The organism is Paraburkholderia sabiae (assembly GCF_030412785.1).
Classification (GTDB): Bacteria; Pseudomonadota; Gammaproteobacteria; order Burkholderiales; family Burkholderiaceae; genus Paraburkholderia; species Paraburkholderia sabiae.
The window spans coordinates 3,249,884-3,271,753 of record NZ_CP125295.1; the positions used below are offsets into that span (position 1 = coordinate 3,249,884).

Sequence of the window (21,870 nt, forward strand, 5' to 3'; positions counted from 1 at the left end):
AATGACGAGAAACCCGCGCGGGCTTCTCATTGCGCGCGCGCCTTGCTCGTGATCTGCGCGAAGTCCGCGACGATATGGTCCTGTCCGTATTTGGCGGCAAGCTGTTTGAGCCGCGTATCGAGTGCACGCAGATAGTCCGCACGCGATTCGCTCTCGGGACGCGGTGCGTCGAATAGCGGCGCGGGCGTGATGAGCAGTACAACCATCTCCTGACCGAACGGCTTCGAAATGATCCAGTCGCCGCCGCTTCCCACCGTCGCCGAGTAATTCGCGGGCGCCTGATTGCCCTTCACACGCGGCCCCGGCACCATATGCACGACACTGCCGTCGAGCACGTAATAGTCGATGTTCACATACGAGTCGTATCCCGGCGTCCTCACATCGACGACAAGCGGATCGCCCTCGGTCAGCACGCCATTCGGCATGCGCGCCGTCAGCGATGCGATATGTCCTGCCTGCCAGTTGCGCGTCCAGTAAGAACCGAGTTGTTTGAGTACGTCGCATTTGTCGCTGCTCACGTGCTGCACATCGACCTTCGTCGACGCGACGCCGGGCAAAGTCGACAGACGCTCGTTGACCTGCGCCTCGCCATGCAGCGGCACGAATCCGCGTACCTGTACCGCACGATCCTGAATCGACGCGGCAAGCGCCGAACATGGCAATGATGCGAGCGCCGCGGTGACGGCCGAGAGTGTCGGCGGCGCTGGCGTGCTGGCAGGCGGCGCGGACGCGACCTCGGTCGACGACGGCGCAGCAGGTGTAACGGGCAATACTGGCGACGCGCTGGCGACCTGCGATCCCGCTGCATCGGACGCGGCGTTCGATTGCTGCGCTGCGTTTTCCTGATCGAGCGTTTGCGACGCGCGATAGAAGTACAGCGCGCCGCCCGCTGCGCATGCGAGTGCGAGCCCCACCACGCCCGACTTCATCAGCATGCCGGCGCGATCGCTGTGTCCCGACGACTTCGACGCAGACGCACGCTCCTGCGCGCCGAACTCTTCGACGAAACGCGACACCGTTGGCGTACGCGCCTTGCGGTCGAATGCGAGCGCCGCGCGTAACGCGCGCCACTGACGGTTGCCCAGATTGTCCGGCCGCTGGGGCTGACGATTCGACGCGCGCGCCTGCGTCGCCGATTGACGGTCGAACGGATGACGGCCCGTCAGAAGCTCATACGTGATGCAGCCGAGTGCGTAGATGTCGTCGCGCGGATCGGGCTCTAGATGTTCGAGCATCTCCGGGCTCGCATAGGCGGGCGTCAACGCGCCGAGGCTGCCCGGATCGAACACGGTGGCATCGCTCTCTTCTTCGGGCCGCTGAAACACGCGCGCGATGCCGAAGTCGATGACCTTGACCTCGCCCGTGTCGGTGAGAAACACGTTGGCCGGTTTGAAATCGCAATGCACGAAGCCGCGTTCGTGCGCGTATGCGAGCGCGCTCGACATGCCGCGCACGATCGGCAGCGCTGACTGAACGGGCATGCCCTTGAAATCCTGTGTGCGCAGTATCTGGCTGAGCGGCTTGCCGGACAGATACTCCATCGTCAGATAGACGATTGCGCCGTCGCGGTCGAAGTCGTACACCGTGACGATGTTACGGTGCGCAAGCACCTGCGCCTTGCGTGCCTCGCGCTGCAGTGCGATCAGTGATTTCGGATTGCCGCGGAACTGCGTGTTCAGCACCTTGATCGCGAGGTAGGGCTTGCGATCCGATGCTTCGAGCTTGCGCAGATCGAGCGCCTTGTACACGGTGCCCATGCCGCCCACGCCCAGACACTCTTCGAGCACGAAGCGGTTGTTGAGCGTGTCGCCCGTGCCTTTTACCTGATCGAGATTCGATGGCGTGGCTTCGCTGGTGCGTGTGGGAGGAGGCGCGACAAGATGGTCGGGCACCGTCTGCATGCGCGTTTCCTCGCCGCCCGCCGCGGCGAGATGCGAAACGGGCATCTGTTCGATACGGCGGCGCACTTCCGCGTAAAGATCAGGAGGCAGCGGCTTCCTGACATGCGCTTCGCCGAGTATTTCGAGCAGACGAGCCGAACCGACACCTTCCGTCGTGAGCGTGCTGTCGAGTTGAGCGACGAACGCGTCCTGCGTGAGCGCGCCGCTCTGAAAGTCCCGAATCACGTGCGCAAGACTGGCCATGTGTTCAAAGCGCTGCAGCTCCCGTTGGTCGAAGAATTTCCCTGTCGTAACCAATTACATGTGCTCGTTCGATAGTAGCCCGCACGTATGCCTTTCGCAAACCAGGATTGGCCCGCGACACGGCGGACGTCATGTGTCGCGATGCATCCAACAGCTTTGAGCGTTCAGTTGGCTGCCCGCCATCAGACTTTTGGTGCTGCTTCGCGCCGAACCTCCGCGCCTCAATCGAGCCTCATTGCGCGAAGCCTTGTACAGCAAGGCTTTCGCATTTTTTTGCTCTCCGGCCAGCGAGATTGGCACACCCTATGCGTTGTAAGGCCCGAGCAGACAAGATGCTCGAACCTAAACCGAAACACCCTTTTAGCGAAACTTCGCTTCCCTCTTAGGAGAACTGTCATGAGCGCACTGATGATCAAAGACCTGTCCATCGCCGAACAACTCGACAGCAAGGCCATGAAGGCTGTCCGCGGCGGCTTCGTTGCCTACCCGTCGTTCCCGAGCCTCAAGTTCGACTTCGACAACAGCAAGACGGTCGACGCCCAGCAGCTTGTAAACCAAGGTCTGAGCATCAACAACGTGAGCGACAACAACAACGCGTTCGTCTCGCATCTGCCGACCACGATCAAGCCCACGCAGACGGCCCACAACAACGTCACCGTCTACTAAGACACCACACGCAGCCCACGGGGACCGGGAGCGTCACTAGTCCGACGCTCCCGGGCAAACCGCTGCAATACTCTTTCCTTGGAGAACGATTATGTCGTCCATCATGATTCGCGATATCGACGGCGAGCGCACACTCGGCCGCCACGAAATGACCGCCGTGTCGGGCGGTACGGGAACACCCGGCCTCACGGGCAACTCGTGGCTAAACGGCCTCGGCCCGGTCGCCAACGTCAACATCGGCATCAACCAGAACATCACGCAAGCGCAGTTCATCAACGTCGAAACGTTGAACAACAGCATCGTCGGCCCTGGCGTGAAGCTGCCGAACATCAACGTCAGCCCGAAGCTCTGGGCCGAGACGAACGCTGTCGTCTGACGGCGCGCTGTGGTGGAGGATCGGGGGCCTCCGCACAGCGTCCGCAATGCTCGGTTGCCCACACCGCATCGAGCCTGAATTACCTATACTGGTTGTTCGAGTCCTACGCGTTGCCGTCATCGATCGAAGCGCACGTCGTTCGCGACGGCACCACGCGATATTTCATCTGGAACAGCCATGCCCAAGCTCGTCATCAAGGATCTTCCCGAAAGCGTCGAACTCGATCGCGCGGCGATGACCGCCATCGTCGGCGGCGCACGAACGGGCGGCCGCTTCTTCGGCGTGACCGCACAGGCGTTGCCGGCAGCGACGCGCGTCGTCGATTATCCGGTGGGATTCCCGACGGCAGCGCGTCAGCCTGTCGACGAACGCATACCGCCGCAGAGCCTTTTGCGGAAATAACGGCTGCTGGTACTTTCGCTTTCACACGCTGCTTGCCTGGTGGCTTGCGGCGTGTGTTTGCCTGCTTGACTGCTTTAAATGGCGCGACGCACGCTATTCACTCTTCACGCGTCTGTTTTATTCCGCCAACTCCGCGCGCCGGACGGTGCGATCATCGCCAACACTTTCTCCATTCGCTCGCGGCCAATCTGGCGTATACGCTTCGGCAGCGCGTGTTATTCCCTTGTGCAGCGGCGCTTTTAAAGCGCAATGTGCGATGCCGCACATATCGGCTTCAAATCGGCACAGGCGTTGCGGCGTAGAAAATGAGCGCTGAATCGTGCTCGTCAAACACGCATCAGGAGAACTGCCATGAAAGCCACTGTCGTCATCAAGGATCTACCCGAGCCGACCGACCTCGAACGGAAAGAAACCGCGCTGACGCCCGAAAGGATGAAACGCATTGTCGGCGGAAGCAGCGCTGTGACTGTCGATGGTGTGCGGACTCGCGCCGTCGATGATGTCGCGGGTAGGTCCGCTATGTTCGAAGGGCGGGTGAAGGGGCGATGATTTGTGGACTACCTCTTTATGGTGAACGCCCGCCCATAATCCCGTTCCTCCCGGCACTTGCGGGCGCTCCCATTATCTACAGACACTCAGCCAGAAGTATTGACAGAAGTTGACGTTCCACGCGCGCGCTGTGGTTACGATTCCTCCGGATCACTTCATGAAAACCACATGGAGGAAAGCGTGGGAAGTGAAATAAGACTGGCTAGCCGCTCCCTGACTTTGCGCCTGAAGCGCGATGCTTTTTTGTCAAATGCCGACAAGAAGCGCGCCACTGCTGCCGCAAAAGCTTTTCTCTCCGACGCGTTCAGTTGGACTCGTGACGATGCGGTGATGCGGGCCTTGTGCGGGCTTCTAGAGCTCGATGGCGCATCGTCTTCTGCGGATGCCGTGTTCAAGATCAAGCGTGCAATTGAGACGGGCGACATTGTGGCGTTACCTGATCCGCCCCGTCATTCAGGGACAGCTACCCGTAGAAGCAGCAACCCAAAGCCGGTGGTTGCCACCTTCACGCCCTCGCAGTTGTTCAAAGGCGCATCCCGGATCGCAGGCTCGGGCTCGTTCGGCGCGCCGACTCTATCGGTGCTTCCCGCGAATGATTGGCTCGCGATATGGAATGCCAGTCCCGGCGATGTGTTGCCCGATGGCAGAATTGCGACACCGCTTTCTGGACTCGCCAATTCTGCCTCAACTGACCTCTCTGGCGCGCCGCCATTCGAGTACGTTTCCAATGAGGTGAGCGGTGACGTCGAGGATCTGGCCGCGAGAGGCGTCGGAATGACTGGCAACGAACCCGGTGGCCACCTCGTCAATCCGAACGGCCTCGACGTGGACTACTTCGACTCTGACGGAAACCTATGCGCGCAGTTCCACGCTAGCCACGGCGAGCCACACGGCCACAATTTCTCCAATGGAAAGCGGGACAATGCGCACCTTCCCATGTCACCAATCAACTGTGAGTGAGTAAAACGCAATGAGCAGCCTGAAAAAGACCTGGGGATGGGAACTGGCAACCAACGGCGAGGTGCTGGAGAAAATCCTCGGGGGCTATTCATCCTTTCACGATTCGGCGGTCCGCTCTTTCTGTATGCGAAGGACACGCGAGAGTCGCCACGGCGTGGATGGTCGCGAATTGCCCGAACCGGGAACACGCGATCTAGTGGACGTACGTCTCGAAGTCCTCCACAACCGATATGGGCCGGCGCCCATTGATGGTCGCCCCGATCGCATCGTCGTGATCGATTGTCTGGATGTCCGCTCTTCGGAGATCGACGTGAATGCCATGCTTGACGAGGCGACAATCATGGAGATGTCGCTCTCGCAGATTCCGGGTGGTTTACTAAAGCTCGACCTGTTGCCGAATGTCGGCCTTGACGTTCGGCTTACGTGTGCCGAGATCGTGATTAGCGACATGCTTCCATATGTACGCCCGGTGTGACAGCGGGCATAACCGCACGCGATGCACAAACAGTTGCGTCATCGGATGGAAAGAAGAGACGGATCGCGCCGGATGAGGAGTCCGGCATCGCCCCAGCCAGAGCTAGATCCGCCATGCCGTGCATTTTCGGCTCCGGTTGCCATTGCGTCATTACGCAAGTTAACAAGAGACTGTTTCCGGATGCGTCAAAATAGGGCTGCACAAGCCCATCCGCTAAGATAGCGGCCCAGACCTCACACGACCTCACCACGCCCGCCGCCTTGCCGACCTTCACTCTCCCCTCCGCGCTCCAGGCGGAGCTCGAAATCCGCAAAAGCCGCTTCATTGCCTACGCGATCCCCGTTGCGGACCGCGATGCCGCGATGGATGAACTGCGGCGTCTGCGTGAAGAACATTCCACTGCCACCCATGTCTGCTGGGCGCTGCTGGCGGGCGGCCAGTCCGGTATGTCGGACGACGGCGAGCCCTCGGGCACGGCGGGTCGTCCGATCCTCGAAGTGCTGCGTCATCACGATCTCGACGGCGTGCTGGCCGCCGTTGTGCGCTATTACGGCGGCGTGAAGCTCGGCGCGGGCGGCCTCGTGCGCGCCTATACCGACGCGATCGCGACCGCGCTGCAGGACGCGCCGCGCGTCGAGCGGATCGCGCTCGCGTCGCTGGAAGTCGAAATCGGCTATCCCGACGAAGCACGCGTGCGTCGCTGGATCGAACAGGAAAATCACGCACTCGAAGCGAGCGCGTACGGCATGAGCGTGCAATTGACGATACGCATGCCCGTTACCGCAATCGACAGCGCACGCGAAGCATTGCGCGACATGACGCAAGGCCGCGCCGTTTTCCCTGACAAGAGTTAAGCGGAACAGCAAAACAAAACGGCCGCGTGCCGGAGAAGGACTCCGTGCACGCGGCCGTTTTCAGCCAGCGTTCTTCAGACGATCAATGCGCAGCAGCGAATACCTTCGCCGATTCCTTCGCTTGCTCGCCCGCCACTGTCAGCGCGTCTTCGAGAATCATCTCCGCGCCCTTTTCCGCGACCATCATCGTCGGTGCATTGATATTGCCTGACGTGATGTTCGGGAAGATCGACGCATCGACGATCCGCAAGCCCGACATGCCATGCACGCGCAGACGTTCGTCGACGACCGACGTCAGATCGTCCGGACCCATCGCGCACGACCCGCACAGGTGATAGATCGAGCCCGACTGCTCGCGGAAGTACTGCAGGAAGCCTTCACGGTCGCTCACCTGCGGGCCAGGCGAAATCTCTTCGACGGTGATTTCGTCGAGCGCCGCCGTCGACATGATCTTGCGCACCAGTTCGCAACCCTGAATCGCTTCGTCGATATCCTTTTGCGTCGTCAGCGCGTTGATACGAATCTTCGCGGGATCTTCCGCGCGATTCGACGCGATTTCGATCGAACCGCGGCTCGTCGGACGGCAAGGATTGAAGCACAGCAGGAAGCCCGAATACGGTTCCGGTTCGAGGCTCGCCTTGTTGCTCTTCGGAATGCGGTACGACAACGGATTGAAATACAGCTGCAGATTCGGCACCGCCTCGTTCTCGCTGCCCCGGAAAAAGCCGCCCGACTGGTTCACGCTCATCGCAAGCGGACCCTTGCGCGTCAGCAGGTATTGCAAACCGAGCTTGAGCTTGCCCAGCAGCGGGCGCATCTCGTCGTTCAGCGTCTTCACGTTCGCGCGATAGTAGAAGCTCACGCAAAGGTGATCCTGCAGATTCCGACCGACAGCAGGCAGATGACGTACGAGCGGAATGCGATGCTCGGCGAGCAAAGTACTGTCGCCGACACCTGACAGTTGCAGCAGCTTCGGCGTATCGACGGCACCTGCCGAGAGAATCACTTCGCGCTTCGCCGTGAAATGTCGCGCGCTGCCGTTCTGCTTGACGACGACACCCGTCGCACGCCGGTTCGTATCGAACAGTACTTGCGTGACGAGCACTTCGCGCTCGACCGTCAGGTTCTTGCGATTCAGCGCGGGATGCAGGTACTCGAAGCTGCTCGACGAACGCTGACCGTTACGCGTATTCACGTCGTAAATGCCCGCGCCTTCGAATTGCGCGCCGTTGAAATCGTCGGTGCGCTTGTAGCCTGCCTGTTCGCAGCCCTTGAGGAACACGTGGCAAATAGGATGCACGGCATCCTTCATCGGCGAAATGCCGATCGGACCGTTCGCACCGTGATATTCGGTGTTGCCGAGCGGATGTGTTTCGAGCTTGCGGAAATACGGCAGCACGTCGCGATACGACCAGCCGTTGTTGCCCGCCTGCGCCCAGTCGTCGTAATCCTTCTCCTGGCCGCGCACGTAGATCATCGCATTGATCGAGCCGGAGCCGCCCTGCACCTTGCCGCGCGGGCAATACAGCGAGCGGTTGTCGAGTTCCTTCTCCGGCTCGCTGTAGTACATCCAGTTATAGGTTTCGTTGTAGTACGTCTTCGTGAAACCGACCGGAATCTTGAACCAGAACGAATCGTCGGCCTTGCCTGCTTCGAGCAGCAGCACCGAGTACTGGCCCGACGCCGACAGACGGTTGGCGAGAATGCAGCCCGCAGATCCCGCACCGACGATGATGTAGTCGTAATTCATGCTCTATTCGCCCGCAGGCGTCCAATACGTGGAATACGTTGAGGCTGTTCGCGCTTTAACCTTTGGCGGGCGCGAGATCCTTCACGTCGAAAGGCTTCGACGCCATCTGCAGATGCAGACGATCGCCCGTGTAAGGCGTGTGCTGCTTCACGACTTCCATGTTCAGCTCGACGCCGAGACCCGGTTCCGTCGACGGAATGATGTAGCCGTCTTCCCAGCGAATCGGCGTCTTCAGCACTTCCGCGTGGAAACCGCCCCACGTGCCGATGCTTTCCTGAATCAGGAAGTTCGGCGTGCACGTTGCGAGCTGAATACTCGCCGCCGCGCCGACCGGACCGTTGTAGAGATGCGGCGCGATCTGCGCGTAATACACCTCGGCGAGCGTCGCGATCTTCTTCGCTTCAAGCAGGCCGCCGACGCGCGCCACGTTCAGTTGCAGGATCGATGCGCCGCCCGCTTCCAGCAGCTTGTGGAATTCGTACTTCGTGGTAAGACGCTCGCCCGCGGAAATGGGAATGCTCGTGTGCTTCGCGACTTCGGCCATGGCGTCATGCTGACCCGGCGGCACCGGCTCTTCGAACCACAACGGGTCGTACTTTTCGAGCCGCTTCGCAAGACGGATCGCCGAAGCGGGCACCATCTGACCGTGCGTGCCGAACAGCAGATCGGCCTTGCTGCCCACTGCTTCACGCACCTTTCGACAAAACGTTTCGCAACGGTCCATCACTTCCAGCGACAGATGATGGCCCGAGTAAGCGGTATAAGGACCAGCCGGATCGAACTTCACCGCCGTAAAGCCGCGCTTGACGTTTTCCGCCGCACATTCCGCCGCGAGATCGGGATCGTCGTAGTCGTACTCGCCGCGACGGTTCTTCGGATACAGATACGTGTACGAACGCAGACGCTCATGCACACGGCCGCCCAGCAGCTCGTACACAGGCTTGTTCGCCGCCTTGCCGATGATGTCCCAGCACGCCATTTCGAGGCCGCTCACGACGCCCATCATCGTCAGATCGGGGCGCTGCGTGAAGCCGCTCGAATAGGCCTCGCGCCACAGGCGTTCGACGTGATGCGGGTCCTTGTCGAGCAGATAGCGCGAGAACACATCGTCGATGATGGGTCCCATCGCATCCGGATGAAACGTCGCCGAATAGATTTCGCCGACGCCTTCAATCCCGCAATCCGTCTTCAGCTTGACGAAGATCCAGTACATGCCGCCGATATGCGGCGGCGGCACGGCGACGATATGCGTTTCGAGCGAGACGACTTTCATTTACCCTTCCTTCCTTTTAAGCATATTGCGCAGCACGAGACCCGCGCAGCCGCCGACAGCGGACACGGCGGCCACGTAACCGAAGTACATCTGATATCCATGCACGCCCGGATAGTTCTGGGTCAGATAGCCGTTGATGAGCGGCAGGAAAACATCGGGTGAATAGCCGAGCACTGAGATCAGGCCGATCGCGAGACCCATCGTTTGCACGGGTACGTTGCAGCGGTCGAGCAGCGACCAGTAGAGACCGCGAATCGCGTACGTCAGCACGCCGATGAACAGCACGAGAAACACGAGCAACACGTGGCTGCTGATCTGCGGCGCGGCGATCAGGCCGAGCAGCGACAGCGACGCGAGGAAGAGCGCGACGATCAGCACCGTCACCTTCGAAAAACGGTCGCCGAGAAAGCCCCCGCCAATGCCGCCGATGGGACGCATCCACAGCTTGAGCGTCGTGATCGTGCCAGCCATCACCACCGACAAACCGATTTCGCCTTCATGCAGATAGGCGGAAAAGCTGTACGTCGCCCAGAACACCTGATAGCCGCAGAACACGATTGCGGCGACGAGCCACAGTTCGGGAATCTTCGCGAGCGTGATCAGATCGGCGATCACGTTGCCGCGCTTGGCCGCTTGCGCGCGGCTCTCGGCTTCCGCTTTTGACGAAGGATCCTTGACCAGCGCGAGCACCACGCCGAGTCCGATGCACAGAAACGCGTACATATAGACGACAAAGCGGAAGCCGACTGCTGCCGGTTCGCCCTTCGTCTGCGTGAGCCACGCAAACAGCGTGATGGCGATCGTCGCGAGCATCGCTTCGACGAGGCCGCGGCCGCCGTCGAGGAAGCCGAAGAAACGGCCCTGCTCGTCGGTACCCGCGATCATCGACACGCGCTTGATGACGGCTGCCCAGAACGTCAGACCCGTCGAGAGTCCCCAGCCGCCGAAAATCATCAGCAGCAGATTGAACGAAGGCGCCGTCGAGTACACGAGGCCAAGCAGGCCCGTAGCAACCAGCGAGAAGCTGATCAGCAGACGCGGCGCAATGCGGTCCGCGAGCCAGCCGCTCGGCAGATAGCTCAGCAGAAAAATCGTGCCGAGCATCGAATACAGATAACCAAGCTGACTTTCGCTGATGTGGAAAACTTCCAGCATCGTCGGCTGATAGACCTGGCGCAGATAGAGAATCGGGTAAATCGCGCCGGCTGCGATGACGAGCAGCAGTAACTGCACGTAGCGTTGCGCCTTGTTGGCGGCTTGCGCGGTTGCGTCGGCGGAACGGCGCGCCGAAGCGTCCGTTTGAAGAGGTTGGCTTGCCACTGAAGTGCTCCTAAGAGACGCGCGAGGAGCACGGCTTGCGCCGCGGCCTTCGTGTCTCCTGTACTTTGTTATTAATGCAGCGTGTGCTTTTTACATTTAAAAAAAGAGCGCATCCGCTTGCTCATCGCATGCAAATGCGCCCCGACAGGATCAGTACTTCATGACGACGAGACGCGTCTGCGTGAATTCGAGCATGCCGTGCTTGCCGTCGTCGCCGCCGAGACCCGAGCGCTTCCAGCCTGCGTGGAAGCCCTGGTAAGGATCGGCGGGCGTGCGGTTGATGTAGAGTTCGCCCGCTTCGATGTTGTTGGCGACCTTCATCGTGTTGCGATAGTTCTCGGTGTAGATCACCGACGACAGACCGAATTGATGGTCATTGGCCATCTGCAATGCTTCGTCGAGCGTGCTGTAGCGCACGACGGGCATGATCGGGCCAAAGGTTTCTTCCTGAATGATCTCCATGTCCTGACGGCAATTCGTCAGCAACGTGGCCGGATAGAAGAAACCCTTGCCTTCGGGGATCGCGCCGCCCGTTTCGACCTTGGCGCCATCGGCGACCGCGCGCTGAACCATCGCGTGAATCGACTGGCGCGAGGCTTCGTTGACGAGCGGACCCATGAAAGAAGCATCGACGCTGCGGTCGCCGCTCTTCACCGCGCTCATGTGCTTTTTCAGCAGCGCGACGAACTCGTCGTGAATGCTCTCGTGCACGTAGACGCGCTCGATCGCAGTACAAAGCTGGCCGCAATGCGTCGTCTTCGAACCGACGAGTTCGCGCGCGGCCTTTTCCAGGTCCGCATCCGGCTCGATGATCGCGGGCGTCTTGCCGCCCAGTTCGAGCGACGGCTTCGCGATGTTTTCCTTGCAGTAGTCGAGCACCTTGCGGCCCGCGCCGACGCTGCCCGTCAGCGTGATCATGCCGACGGCGGGATGCGTGCAGACGGCTTCCGCCGTCGCGTGGCTCATCGCGAGAATGTTGACGACGCCAGCGGGCAATTCGGCGCGAAGCACCGCTTTGGCGATTTCGAATGCGGACGTCGGCGTGTTGTTGCTGGGCCGCACGACGACCGTATTACCCGCGATCAACGCCGGCGCAATCTTGCGCATGAACGTATAGACGGGGTAATTGAACGGAATCAGGCACGCGACGACGCCGATCGGCTCGCGATGCAGCACGAGGTTTTCGTCAGGCGTATCGCTCGGAATGACTTCGCCTTCGATACGGCGCGCCCATTCCGCGTGATAACGCGTGATCTGGCCGGCGTAGATGGCTTCGTTCGTGGCGTCGGCGACGCTCTTGCCGGACTCCAGCGCGAGTGCTGCGCCGATGGCGGGCGCGCATTCGGTGAGCGCGTCGGCGAGCTTGTGCAGATAGGCGGCGCGCTCGGCGGCGGGCAGCTTGCGCCAGCTCTTTTGCGCGGCGGCGGCGGCTTGTACGGCAGCCACGGCCTCTTCGCGGGACGCGCCCGATACCTGGGCAATCAGCGCCTCGGTGGCAGGGTTATAGACGGAGATGAGTTCGTCGGTTGCGGGTTCGACGAACTGACCGCTTACGAAATTCCGGTCGAGTCGCATGATCTTTACCTGGTGACGCCTGCGCGAAGCAGATTACCGGCAGCTATAGGAAACATGCAGCCGGCGCATGAACCGGATTCTTCTCTGCGGCCTTATGACGCGCAAGCGAGTAATTCGACCGACAAACATTCGAAAAACTCATGTTTTCGGGCCGATTTGACCTGTGCGCTAACGAAGCGCCAGCAGATACGGACGATCTGTGGAAATACGTCTGGGAAAACGGACGTGCGCAGGCGTGCCGACGGCGGATTCAGCGCCGCGAACAGGCCGGCGTTGCACCGGCCATGCGTCATGAAGGCGCGGCGTTTAAAGCGCCGCGCCAAAGAAAAAGGTCCGGCAGATCAAGCCCGGACCTCGGTTACAGCAGCGTCGAGTGATGGTGTCAGGCTTCGCCTGCCGTCGCGGCCGGCGTCTGCACGGTCACGGGTGCTTCGGCGACGGGCGCTACGCTTTTGGCTGCCGCCTTCTTAGCTGCTGCCTTTTTCGCGGGCGCTTTGGCCGCTGCCTTCTTCGCGACAACGCGCTTGCCGACAGTCGACGCGGCAGACTTGGCCGCCACTTTCTTCGCTGCCGTTTTCTTGCCCGCCGTCTTCACAGCGGCCTTCTTTGCGGCCGTTTTGACGCCTGCCGCCGCCGATGCTTTCTTGGCCGCTACCTTGCGGCCTGCCGACTTCTTCGCGGCTGCTTTCTTGACGGCCGCTTTCTTTGCCGCCGTTTTAACCGTCACAGCGGATTCCGCAACAGCCGCCGTCGCATCGATCAGAAACTTGCTACGGTCTTTCACGTCCTTGATCCATGCCGGCGGGCGAGCATGACCGCTCCACGTTGCACCCGTCTTCGGATCGCGATACTTGGGCGGCAATTTGCCTTTCACAGCCGTTGCCGGTTTCACCGCTTTGCCCTTAGCACTGCCCTTGATACCGAGACGCGCTTCGCGCCGCGCTTTGGCACGCTGTTCGATATCTTCCGTGGTGAGGCCGTGCCTGATCATCAGTTCGCGGATCTGATCCAACGCGCCTTGCGCCCGCTTGGCAATGAGTGATTCCGCTTGCGTCTGGAGTTTCTTTATACGTGCCTGGATGTTTTCCAATGTTGCCATTATTGCCTCCCTTTGAATTACATACGCGGACTATGCCACGGAATTGCTTAGAAGCGCTATGGTTTTAAAGCTTGAGTAAGAAAACCGTTGCGTATTGCTACATCGAACTCTTAAGGCACGCATAAGGTTTGTCGCGCGACATGCCTTAAACGTCTTTTGACATCGCATTCGATGCAACGAAATGGGTGACGCTCTCTTTCAAACGTTAATTCCTTTGCACGCGGATTGCTGCATGGCCGCATGTCTGCGTTGAACAGGACGACACTGATAAACTTTCATCGAGCTTTTCTTTTGCGCTTCTTCGCGCCTCGCCGTGCTCTTCTGAAGACCGCTTCGACACCTGGAGATATTGATGGAGCACGCGTACGTCCAGCTGCTGCACCTGCTTGCGGGCCACACCGCCTGGACGCTGGTCGTCGTGTTTCTTGCCGCGTTTCTCGAAGCCGTCGCGATCATCGGCACCTTCATTCCGGGCAGCACGGCAATGTTCATTGCGGGCGCACTGGTCGGCACGGGCACACTGAATCTCGGCTGGCTCTTTGCAAGCGCCATTGTGGGCGCCGTGGCGGGCGACGGCATGAGCTACTGGTTCGGCCGTCGCTATAAGGACAGGATAAGCAGACTCTGGCCGTTCAGCACGCATCCCGGGCTGCTTGAAAGCGGTCAGAAGTATTTCGACAAGCACGGTGCGAAGAGCGTGGTGTTCGCGCGTTTTGCCGCGCCGCTGCGCGCCATTGTCCCCGTCGTCGCCGGCATGCTCGAAATGCCGCCCGTGCGTTTCTACGCAATGAACGTGCTATCGGCATTGCTCTGGGCCCCCGCACATATCCTGCCCGGCGTCGTATTCGGCGCTTCGATCCAGCTGGCAGGCGCCGTATCGTTTCGCCTCGTCGCCGCGCTCGCGATCGTCGTCGCAGTCGTATGGCTGTGCTTCTGGGTCATGCGTCTCGTGGTTTCGCACGCGCGCGCGTGGGCCAGTGCGTCGCGCGACGGCATCGTGCACTGGGCACGCGATCACGAAGCGCGCTATGGAAAGCTGATCTACCGCATCGTCGATCCCGAGCGCGCGGCGATCGGCCTGCTGATCGGCATTTCGGTGTTCGTGCTGCTGTGCGCGGGCATTTTCTTCGGCGTGATGCAGGACGTCGTCGCCGGCGATCCGCTCGTGCAGGTCGATGTGTCGTTCTATCGCTTTCTGCAATCTGCGCAGGCGCTGTGGATCGGCGAAGCGCTCGCGCGCGCATCGACGCTCGGCAGCATTCCGACGCTCGCCGCGCTGGTGATCGCGTCGATCGTGATGATGGGTTTCGAGAAGCGCTGGCGCACGATCATCTATTGGCTGATCGCCGTGATCTTCTCGCAACTGCTGATCTTCGCGATGCAGGCCATCGTGCATCACGCGCCGCCCGCCGCCGCGCTGTCCGACATCTACGCATTTCCCAGCAATCACGTCGCTGCCAGCGTCACCGTGTACGGCTTTCTGGCGTTCGTGGTCGCGCGCCGCGTCAGTACCTTGACGGGCATCGCCGTGACCGCGCTCGCGAGCCTGATCGTCATTTCCGTCGCATTTGCGGGTCTGTATTCGGGGCGCTTCGCGTTCTCGGATGCAGTAGGCGGCGCAGCGTTCGCGGCAGTCTGGGTGGCCGTGGTCGCGCTGACGGCCGTGTGGCGGCATCCCGAAACGCCGCCTTCGCGCGAATACATGCCCCTCGTGCTGCTGATCGTGCTGTGCGCGAGCGTCGCCGTGCAGATCGCGGTCGGACGTCAGCCGGATGCAGCGGCGCAGGCGCGTCAGCGGCCGGTCGTCGTCGTCAGTCAGACGCAATGGACGGACTCGCTATGGAAGCAGTTTCCCTGCTATCGCGCCGACATGAAGGGCGACCGGCGCGAGCCGATTACCGTGCAATGGACGGGCGACCGGCAGCAGATTGCCGAGCAGTTGCGCAGCAGGGGCTGGCTCGAAGGCACCCGTTTCAATGCGCGCAGTCTGTTCTCGCTCGTCTCGCCCGATGTCCCCGCGATGGATTTGCCCGTGCTGCCCAAGCTCAATGACGGCGAACCGTCGGCACTCGTGTTCAGCCGTCAGCGTGCGCGCCGCGACGAACGCGATGTGCTGCGCTTCTGGCGCACGAACTATGCCGTCGCGCAACGCAACGGCATGGCGCCCACGCCGATCTGGCTAGGCTCGCTCGTGCACGAACGTCTGCTGCGCCCTTCCTGGCCGTTCAACGTGCTGCGTACCGACAGGCAACTCGATCCGCTGATCTCCGCACCATCTCACGACGGCGAATGGCGAGAACTCGAACTGTCGCGCAGCATGGGTTGCACCGACATTCCCGTCACGCTGATTGGATCGAAAGAGCATTAGCCTGTATTGCATTGACTCTGGCTTAGCCGTGCAACAATGAAGACGCGCGTATCGAAGCAGATTCCGCGCGACGAAGCGATGCGATGCAATACGCAAGGAGCAGATTGCAATTGGTCGATTTCCACCCGTCGGCAATTTCTACATGGGGCGCAACGGTCGTTTTCGCGAACGTTCTGCTCACGCGTCTCGGCATTCCCCTTCCTGCCGTTCCCGTGCTGCTGCTCGCGGGCACGGCGATCGCCAATGGACATCTGTCGTTCTGGCATGTGTTGATCGCCGCGCTTGCAGGCGCACTGATCGGCGACGGTGTGTGGTTCACAGCGGGTCGCGTGCTCGGCCGCAAGCTGATTCATGCACTCGCGCGCCTGTCGGCTGCCGTTGAAAAGCGCATGCGTAAAGCGCGAGCGCTTTTCGTGCGCTTCGGGCCCGCCATCGTTTCCGTGTCCAAGTTCGTGCCTGGACTCGCAATCATCACGCCTCCACTGATGGGCACGACTCGCGTGGGCATCGCCATTTTCTTTGCGTGGGACACGGTCGGCATCGTCGCGTGGGCAACGTTCTGGCTGCTGGGCGGCGCTATTTTCGAGCGTCAGCTTAGTCTGCTGATCCACGAAGTGCGAGCGCATGGCTGGACGATCCTCGACGTGCTGTTCGTCATTGCAGCGATCTATCTCGTGTTTCGCTTCATTCAGCGCTGGCGCATGCAGCGGCCACTCTCGCTTGCGCCTGTATCGCCCGAACAGGTCGACGCGATGATGCGTCCCGACAAACCGCCCATCGTTCTCGACGCGCGTCCTGAAGAAGTGAAACGGCAAACGCCGCAGCCCATTCCCGGCGCCTTGCCGCTCGACGTCCGCTCGCCGGACACGATCGACGCCGCTTTATTGGCGCGCGATGTCGTCGTCTATTGCGTATGCGCGGACGACGCCACGGCAAAAACGCTATCGCAGCAGATGCGCGACAAAGGCTTTACACGGATTCGCGCGCTAAGAGGCGGACTCGATGCATGGGAACGGCGCGGCTATGCCGTCGAGCCTTCCAATGGACCAGGCAACGCCGACGCGCAATCCAGACGCGAAAAAGGCCGCGCGTCGGCGCAAAAGTTCGGGGTGACGTTGCGCGGTATCGCGCCAAGAGAAGTCACCTCCAGCTAAAGAAGTACCAGGTCGACTCTTATTTGCCTCCATTTTCCTCAGCTTAATTCGACGCCCGAACGCCAGTGTGTGTCGACCTCCCCTAAAACCGTTCTTTAATCGACAATACCTCTTCGATTCAAATGTGCACCTCTAAAGCGGACTGAAAAATTTCTGCCTAGAGTCTCGTGCGTCATCGCGATCCGTATGCGGGGTCGGTGCGGTATCACCTCGGCCTCGTCACGCCGGCCGATCCGAAGTGCTATATCGACGTGGACGGCCAGCAATACTATTGGCGCGACGGCGAAGCCGTAATGTTCGACGAGACCTACATTCACTACGCAAAGAACGACACCGACGTGTCGCGCATCGTGCTGTTCTGCGATGTCGAGCGGCCGATGTACTTCGGCTGGGCCGCGCTATTGAACGGGATGTTCTCGAATGTCGTGATGCGCGCGGCGAGTTCGCCGAACGAAGCCGACGACCGCACGGGCTTTCTGAATCGCGCCTTCAAATACGTGTACGCGATTCGACTCGTTGGCAAGCGCCTCAAGGCGTGGCATCGCCCGACTTACTACGTCGTCAAATGGGTATTGTTCGGTTCGATTTTCGCGGGGATCGTGTACGCGCTGTAAAAGCGCGCACGTCAAGCGACACTCTCTGGCAGGCGCTCAACCGCGCACCGCCTCCTGAACGGGCGCGAGGCCACCGACGACGATCCGATCGCGTCCCGTCGCCTTCGCCTGGTACAGACTGCGGTCGACTTCCTGCAACCACGTGTGATAGTCGGGCAGATTGTCGGTCAGCTGGGCAATGCCGACGCTGATCGTGCACGGGCATTCCTTCGACGCCTCTTTGGTCTTTTCCCTCACGCGCTGCACCAGCACCTTCGCGACGGTGTGCGCCTCGCGCAGCGTCGCGCCCGGCAAGACGACGCCGAACTCCTCGCCGCCATAGCGCCCGATGCCGTCGCCCGCACGGAAATGGCTGCGCAGCAGATCGGCGAACGATTGCAGCACCGCATCGCCGGCAGGATGGCCCATCGTGTCGTTGATCCGCTTGAAGTGATCGAGGTCGATCAGCATCAGGCAGGACGCATAGCGGTTAGCACGGCAACGCTCGAATTCTTCGGCGAGCAGCCCTTCCCAGTGACGGCGATTCCACAGACGCGTCAAGCCGTCGGTACGGCTCAGATGCTCGAGTTCGCGCGTGCGCTGCGCGAGCTTCAGCGACAGCCGATAACTCGTCAAGCCAAGCGCAAGCGGATAAATGATGAGGAATGGCAGGCACGCGAGGATGGTCGGCATTTGCGACATCGGCGAAAACACGAAGCCGACGGTGACGAGTCCGACCAGCACGCCAAGCACATGCGCAATCAGCCCGCGCGCAAAGGTCTGCAAGCCGCCTGCGCCGATGTTGTTCATGCTGAGCATGGCGAGAATCAGCACGCTGGGCAGCACATTGAACCGCATGGCTACCACCCAGAAGCCGCCGAACATCGCATCGACCATCAGGTTCAGACGTTCGCCTCGAAACGGCACTTCACAGGCAAGCGCTGCGCGCCGCGCGACATGCGGCCAGACGAATCCATGAAAAACGAGCAGTGACCACAGCACGTAGCCGCGCTGCTGGAGCGCAAAGACGGACGCGACACAGAAAAATCCGAGTCCGAGACCCGCAATGCGCAAGCGGTAGATGCGCTCGACGAAGCTTTTCCCTTGCCCGGCCCTGCTTTTCGTTGCCAACTTCATCGATCCCTGAGCAAGTGACTGCGAGAGTGATGGCACGTGCCTGAACCTAAGACGCGCGCCGAAATCTCCATATTCGCCAAGCCTTGAAACAAGCGTTGCAGCTTTCGATGCAGGCGCAACGTTGTCGATTGGTATAAAAATGATACCAGCATATGCAGGGGGCAATTAGTCCATTTACGCAGTGGAAACGCTTCTGTCGTTTTTCGTTGTTTTCACACAAGCCGCGATGGACGTTTAACGTTTGCGTGCCACTGCCAACGCGTTGCCTGATGGATATGAGGCAAACGAATCATTTGAAGTGAGTCAAAAGCGGCGCAAGCAAATCATTGCGCCATTCGTGCTCAATGCCCGCTGATCAAAGGCACGGATGAAGCCGCCGACATTTCGAAGCCACGCTGCGTCAGCCACACTTCCTGTTGCAGCCAGTCGCGAAAGACGGCCACGTGCGGCAGGTCGCCTTGCTCGGGACGCGTGACGAGCCAGTAAGACTGATGTCCGTCGACATGCACGTTCAGCACCTGCACGAGTTGTCCACTCGCGAGTTCGTGCGCAATCATATGACGATCGGCGATCGTAATGCCCAGGCCGTCGACCGCCGCGCGAATCGCGTGATCGAGCAGATCGAATTCGAAACCGCCCGACGTATCCACGCCTTCGATGCCCGCCGCCTTTAGCCAATGCTGCCAGGTCAGATAACGCTGGTTGTCGCCGGCTAAAACATGCAGCAGCGTGAATTGATTGAGATCGATGACATCATTTCCTGCCTGTCGCGCCAGCAACGCAGGCGAACACACGGCAATGTGTCGCTCGTTCATCAGCAGAAGGTTATCGAGTCCTTCCCATTCGCCATTGCCAAAGCGGATTGCGCAATCGAGCACGCTGGATTCGGCGAGATTGTCTTCGAGACGCGTCGACAGGCTCAGTTCGAGTTCGGGACGTTCCGTATGCAGGCGTCCCAGCCGCGGCAGAAACCAGCGGCTCGCAAACGTGGGCGGCGCATTGACCCGCAAGCGGTTAAGGTGCGTCTTTTCCTGAATGGAACGCACGGTCCATTCGATCTTGTCGAACGAATGCTGCAAAGCCTGCAACAGCACGCGGCCGGAAGCCGTGAGATCCAGATGATGATGCCTGCGCTGCAGCAGCGATTCGCCTAGCTGTTCCTCGAGTTGCCGCACCTGACGGCTCACCGCGCTTTGCGTGACGTTGAGCAATTCCGCCGCACGCGTGAAGCTGCCGGTGCGTCCGGCAACCTCGAAGGCTTTGAGCGCATTCAGCGCTGGCATTTTTCTTTTCAAGCTGGTCTCGTTTCTCGATGGGCGCACGAACGCCAAGCGAGCATTTTAGCGTCCGCGCGCGAGCATTCTGGTCCACGCAACGTGCCGATTGCGAGGCGAAGACAGCACCGCAAGAACGCATTGATGCGAAGCACAAATGTTAAGGGGCATATCCGTCATGCGTTTGTCATCGTACCGACATACTGGGCTTGCAGCATCGGAAATCCCCCCGACCAACCCGAGGCCCAGGCCATGCCGGAACTCTCATACCCGCAAACAGGCACAGGTAGTGCCAAAAATCGCAACTTGGGACTTGCCGTCTTCCTGATTGCGATCGTCGCCGGCGCAATCTATTGCGCGTTTCAATTGATCGGCGACCTCGAGCCCGTACGCATGGGCTCGATCGTGCCTTACCTGCTGCTAGGCATTGCTCTTTTGATCGCGCTTGGCTTCGAATTTGTCAACGGCTTTCACGACACCGCCAATGCTGTGGCAACTGTTATCTATACCCATTCGCTCGCGCCCAACGTTGCCGTCGTATGGTCCGGCACGTGGAATTTCCTTGGCGTGCTCACGTCGAGCGGCGCAGTCGCATTCGGCATTCTGCAGTTGCTGCCTGTCGAACTGATTCTTCAGGTCGGCAGCAGCGCCGGCTTTGCGATGGTTTTCGCGCTGCTGATCGCCGCGATCATCTGGAATCTCGGCACATGGTGGTTCGGCCTGCCGTCGTCGAGTTCGCACACGCTGATCGGCTCGATCATCGGCGTCGGCCTGATGAACCAGATGCTGCACGGCGCCGACGGCACGAGCGGTGTCGACTGGAGCCAGGCTGCGGGCGTCGGCAAGTCGCTGCTGTTCTCGCCGCTGGTCGGCTTTCTGCTCGCCGCGCTTCTGCTGCTGGTGCTCAAGGCACTCGTACGCGTGCCCGCGCTGTATGCAGAGCCGAAAGGCAAAGAACCGCCGCCGTTCTGGATTCGCGCACTGCTGATCCTGACGTGCACGGGCGTGTCGTTCGCACACGGCTCGAATGATGGCCAGAAAGGCATGGGTCTCATCATGCTGATCCTGATCGGCACGGTGCCGACGGCGTACGCATTGAACAAGGCCGTCACGGCCAGCGAAACGCAAACCTTCCTCGCCATCTCGCAACAGGCTTCGACTGCACTCAGCAAGTACGCGACGCAAGGCGTGCCGCCCGTCGTCGCACCGCGCAGCGAAGTGGAGAACTACGTGCGCACGCGTCAGCTGACGCCCGCAACGGTGCCCGCTCTGCAGAAGCTGACGGAACAGATCGGGCAGCAGGTCAGCGCATCGGGTTCGATGGCGAATGTGCCGCAAGACAAGGTCGATAACGTGCGCAACAACATGTACGTTGCGTCCGAAGCGATCCGTCTGATGGAAAAAGCAAAGCAGCCCGCGTTTGCAGCCGACGACGCCAAGGCGATCGACAACTTCAAGAAGCAGATGGATCACGCGACCAAGTTCATTCCGACGTGGGTGAAAGTGGCCGTCGCGATCGCACTGGGTCTCGGTACGATGGTGGGCTGGAAGCGCATCGTCGTGACGGTCGGCGAGAAGATCGGCAAGCAGCATTTGACGTATGGCCAGGGCGCATCGGCCGAACTCGTCGCAATGGTCACGATCGGCGCGGCCGACATGTACGGCCTGCCTGTGTCGACGACGCACGTATTGTCGTCGGGTGTCGCCGGCACGATGGCGGCCAACGGCTCCGGCCTGCAATGGGGCACCGTGCGCAGCCTCGTGCTTGCCTGGGTGCTGACGCTGCCGGTGTCGATCGTGTTGTCGGCAGGTCTCTACTGGCTGTTCCGCCATATGTTCTGACGGCATGCCGTTCGCTCCGCTCGATGCGGGGCGAACGTTTCCGAATGCCGGTAAAACAA

General features: G+C 60.6%; 19 protein-coding genes and 1 pseudogene. 12 read left to right on the top strand and 8 right to left on the bottom strand.

Annotated elements, in window-relative coordinates:
- Positions 1–26 precede the first annotated feature (26 nt).
- Positions 27–2,144: a serine/threonine protein kinase gene (locus tag QEN71_RS14565; RefSeq protein ID WP_201651126.1), complete on the bottom strand. Its 2,118-nt coding sequence runs from the start codon at positions 2,142–2,144 to the stop codon at positions 27–29.
- Between the two features lie 396 nt (positions 2,145–2,540).
- Here QEN71_RS14565 and QEN71_RS14570 point away from each other — a divergent pair, with 396 nt between their 5' ends.
- From QEN71_RS14570 to QEN71_RS14600, 7 genes are all read left to right on the top strand, one after another.
- On the top strand, positions 2,541–2,810 hold the full coding sequence (locus QEN71_RS14570) for a hypothetical protein (RefSeq protein ID WP_201651127.1): 270 nt from the start codon (positions 2,541–2,543) through the stop codon (positions 2,808–2,810).
- Positions 2,811–2,901: 91 nt separating this feature from the next.
- Entirely contained in the window at positions 2,902–3,186 is a 285-nt protein-coding gene (locus tag QEN71_RS14575; protein WP_201651128.1) for a hypothetical protein, read from the top strand.
- A gap of 177 nt (positions 3,187–3,363) precedes the next feature.
- Positions 3,364–3,588, top strand: coding sequence for a hypothetical protein (locus QEN71_RS14580; RefSeq protein ID WP_012403150.1), 225 nt, complete (start codon positions 3,364–3,366; stop codon positions 3,586–3,588).
- 351 nt (positions 3,589–3,939) lie between these two features.
- Positions 3,940–4,137, top strand: a complete 198-nt coding sequence (locus QEN71_RS14585; RefSeq protein ID WP_201651129.1) for a hypothetical protein — start codon at positions 3,940–3,942, stop codon at positions 4,135–4,137.
- Between the two features lie 168 nt (positions 4,138–4,305).
- A complete protein-coding gene (locus QEN71_RS14590; protein ID WP_201651130.1) occupies positions 4,306–5,097 on the top strand; it encodes a hypothetical protein in 792 nt (263 codons plus the stop codon).
- 10 nt (positions 5,098–5,107) lie between these two features.
- Positions 5,108–5,572: a hypothetical protein gene (locus tag QEN71_RS14595; protein ID WP_201651131.1), complete on the top strand. Its 465-nt coding sequence runs from the start codon at positions 5,108–5,110 to the stop codon at positions 5,570–5,572.
- A 260-nt stretch (positions 5,573–5,832) separates the two neighbouring features.
- Complete coding sequence (locus QEN71_RS14600; protein WP_201651132.1) at positions 5,833–6,426, top strand: IMPACT family protein; 594 nt, start codon at positions 5,833–5,835, stop codon at positions 6,424–6,426.
- 82 nt (positions 6,427–6,508) lie between these two features.
- Here QEN71_RS14600 and QEN71_RS14605 read toward each other — a convergent pair whose 3' ends face one another.
- The 4 genes from QEN71_RS14605 to aldA form a co-directional block, all read right to left on the bottom strand.
- Complete coding sequence (locus QEN71_RS14605; protein WP_201651133.1) at positions 6,509–8,176, bottom strand: GMC family oxidoreductase; 1,668 nt, start codon at positions 8,174–8,176, stop codon at positions 6,509–6,511.
- 55 nt (positions 8,177–8,231) lie between these two features.
- Positions 8,232–9,449: a mandelate racemase/muconate lactonizing enzyme family protein gene (locus QEN71_RS14610; protein ID WP_201651134.1), complete on the bottom strand. Its 1,218-nt coding sequence runs from the start codon at positions 9,447–9,449 to the stop codon at positions 8,232–8,234.
- Positions 9,450–10,769, bottom strand: a complete 1,320-nt coding sequence (locus tag QEN71_RS14615) for an MFS transporter (protein ID WP_201651135.1) — start codon at positions 10,767–10,769, stop codon at positions 9,450–9,452.
- Between the two features lie 150 nt (positions 10,770–10,919).
- Entirely contained in the window at positions 10,920–12,344 is a 1,425-nt protein-coding gene (gene aldA / locus QEN71_RS14620; protein WP_201651136.1) for an aldehyde dehydrogenase, read from the bottom strand.
- Between the two features lie 140 nt (positions 12,345–12,484).
- Here aldA and QEN71_RS14625 point away from each other — a divergent pair, with 140 nt between their 5' ends.
- Complete coding sequence (locus QEN71_RS14625; protein WP_233471824.1) at positions 12,485–12,721, top strand: hypothetical protein; 237 nt, start codon at positions 12,485–12,487, stop codon at positions 12,719–12,721.
- Positions 12,722–12,726: 5 nt separating this feature from the next.
- Here the strand turns inward: QEN71_RS14625 and QEN71_RS14630 are convergent, their stop codons facing one another.
- On the bottom strand, positions 12,727–13,443 hold the full coding sequence (locus tag QEN71_RS14630) for an H-NS histone family protein (protein ID WP_201651137.1): 717 nt from the start codon (positions 13,441–13,443) through the stop codon (positions 12,727–12,729).
- A 352-nt stretch (positions 13,444–13,795) separates the two neighbouring features.
- On the opposite strand from QEN71_RS14630, the gene QEN71_RS14635 reads away from it, so the two are divergent.
- The 3 genes and pseudogenes from QEN71_RS14635 to QEN71_RS14645 all read left to right on the top strand — a co-directional run.
- Positions 13,796–15,811 (top strand): bifunctional DedA family/phosphatase PAP2 family protein, encoded by a 2,016-nt coding sequence (locus QEN71_RS14635; protein WP_201651138.1) that lies wholly within the window; start codon positions 13,796–13,798, stop codon positions 15,809–15,811.
- Between the two features lie 110 nt (positions 15,812–15,921).
- The gene (locus QEN71_RS14640) at positions 15,922–16,965 is read left to right on the top strand and encodes a VTT domain-containing protein (protein ID WP_290468253.1); all 1,044 of its coding nucleotides are present in this window, start codon (positions 15,922–15,924) and stop codon (positions 16,963–16,965) included.
- Between the two features lie 173 nt (positions 16,966–17,138).
- Positions 17,139–17,579: pseudogene (locus tag QEN71_RS14645) on the top strand (aspartyl/asparaginyl beta-hydroxylase domain-containing protein); the annotation flags it as partial.
- Between the two features lie 36 nt (positions 17,580–17,615).
- Here QEN71_RS14645 and QEN71_RS14650 read toward each other — a convergent pair.
- Positions 17,616–18,695, bottom strand: coding sequence for a diguanylate cyclase (locus tag QEN71_RS14650; RefSeq protein ID WP_223957732.1), 1,080 nt, complete (start codon positions 18,693–18,695; stop codon positions 17,616–17,618).
- A gap of 341 nt (positions 18,696–19,036) precedes the next feature.
- Positions 19,037–19,978: a LysR substrate-binding domain-containing protein gene (locus QEN71_RS14655; RefSeq protein WP_201651142.1), complete on the bottom strand. Its 942-nt coding sequence runs from the start codon at positions 19,976–19,978 to the stop codon at positions 19,037–19,039.
- A 243-nt stretch (positions 19,979–20,221) separates the two neighbouring features.
- Here QEN71_RS14655 and QEN71_RS14660 point away from each other — a divergent pair, with 243 nt between their 5' ends.
- Positions 20,222–21,811, top strand: coding sequence for an inorganic phosphate transporter (locus tag QEN71_RS14660; protein ID WP_201651143.1), 1,590 nt, complete (start codon positions 20,222–20,224; stop codon positions 21,809–21,811).
- The last annotated feature ends 59 nt before the right edge of the window (positions 21,812–21,870 follow it).

Bases quoted from the DNA above. Each gene is read 5' to 3' on its own strand.
- QEN71_RS14565 (WP_201651126.1), bottom strand. From the start codon at position 2,144: ATGGCCAGTCTTGCGCACGTGATTCGGGACTTTCAGAGCGGCGCGCTC.
- QEN71_RS14570 (WP_201651127.1), top strand. From the start codon at position 2,541: ATGAGCGCACTGATGATCAAAGACCTGTCCATCGCCGAACAACTCGAC.
- QEN71_RS14575 (WP_201651128.1), top strand. From the start codon at position 2,902: ATGTCGTCCATCATGATTCGCGATATCGACGGCGAGCGCACACTCGGC.
- QEN71_RS14580 (WP_012403150.1), top strand. From the start codon at position 3,364: ATGCCCAAGCTCGTCATCAAGGATCTTCCCGAAAGCGTCGAACTCGAT.
- QEN71_RS14585 (WP_201651129.1), top strand. From the start codon at position 3,940: ATGAAAGCCACTGTCGTCATCAAGGATCTACCCGAGCCGACCGACCTC.
- QEN71_RS14590 (WP_201651130.1), top strand. From the start codon at position 4,306: ATGGAGGAAAGCGTGGGAAGTGAAATAAGACTGGCTAGCCGCTCCCTG.
- QEN71_RS14595 (WP_201651131.1), top strand. From the start codon at position 5,108: ATGAGCAGCCTGAAAAAGACCTGGGGATGGGAACTGGCAACCAACGGC.
- QEN71_RS14605 (WP_201651133.1), bottom strand. From the start codon at position 8,176: ATGAATTACGACTACATCATCGTCGGTGCGGGATCTGCGGGCTGCATT.
- QEN71_RS14610 (WP_201651134.1), bottom strand. From the start codon at position 9,449: ATGAAAGTCGTCTCGCTCGAAACGCATATCGTCGCCGTGCCGCCGCCG.
- aldA (WP_201651136.1), bottom strand. From the start codon at position 12,344: ATGCGACTCGACCGGAATTTCGTAAGCGGTCAGTTCGTCGAACCCGCA.
- QEN71_RS14625 (WP_233471824.1), top strand. From the start codon at position 12,485: ATGTTTTCGGGCCGATTTGACCTGTGCGCTAACGAAGCGCCAGCAGAT.
- QEN71_RS14630 (WP_201651137.1), bottom strand. From the start codon at position 13,443: ATGGCAACATTGGAAAACATCCAGGCACGTATAAAGAAACTCCAGACG.
- QEN71_RS14635 (WP_201651138.1), top strand. From the start codon at position 13,796: ATGGAGCACGCGTACGTCCAGCTGCTGCACCTGCTTGCGGGCCACACC.
- QEN71_RS14650 (WP_223957732.1), bottom strand. From the start codon at position 18,695: ATGAAGTTGGCAACGAAAAGCAGGGCCGGGCAAGGGAAAAGCTTCGTC.
- QEN71_RS14655 (WP_201651142.1), bottom strand. From the start codon at position 19,978: ATGCCAGCGCTGAATGCGCTCAAAGCCTTCGAGGTTGCCGGACGCACC.
- QEN71_RS14660 (WP_201651143.1), top strand. From the start codon at position 20,222: ATGCCGGAACTCTCATACCCGCAAACAGGCACAGGTAGTGCCAAAAAT.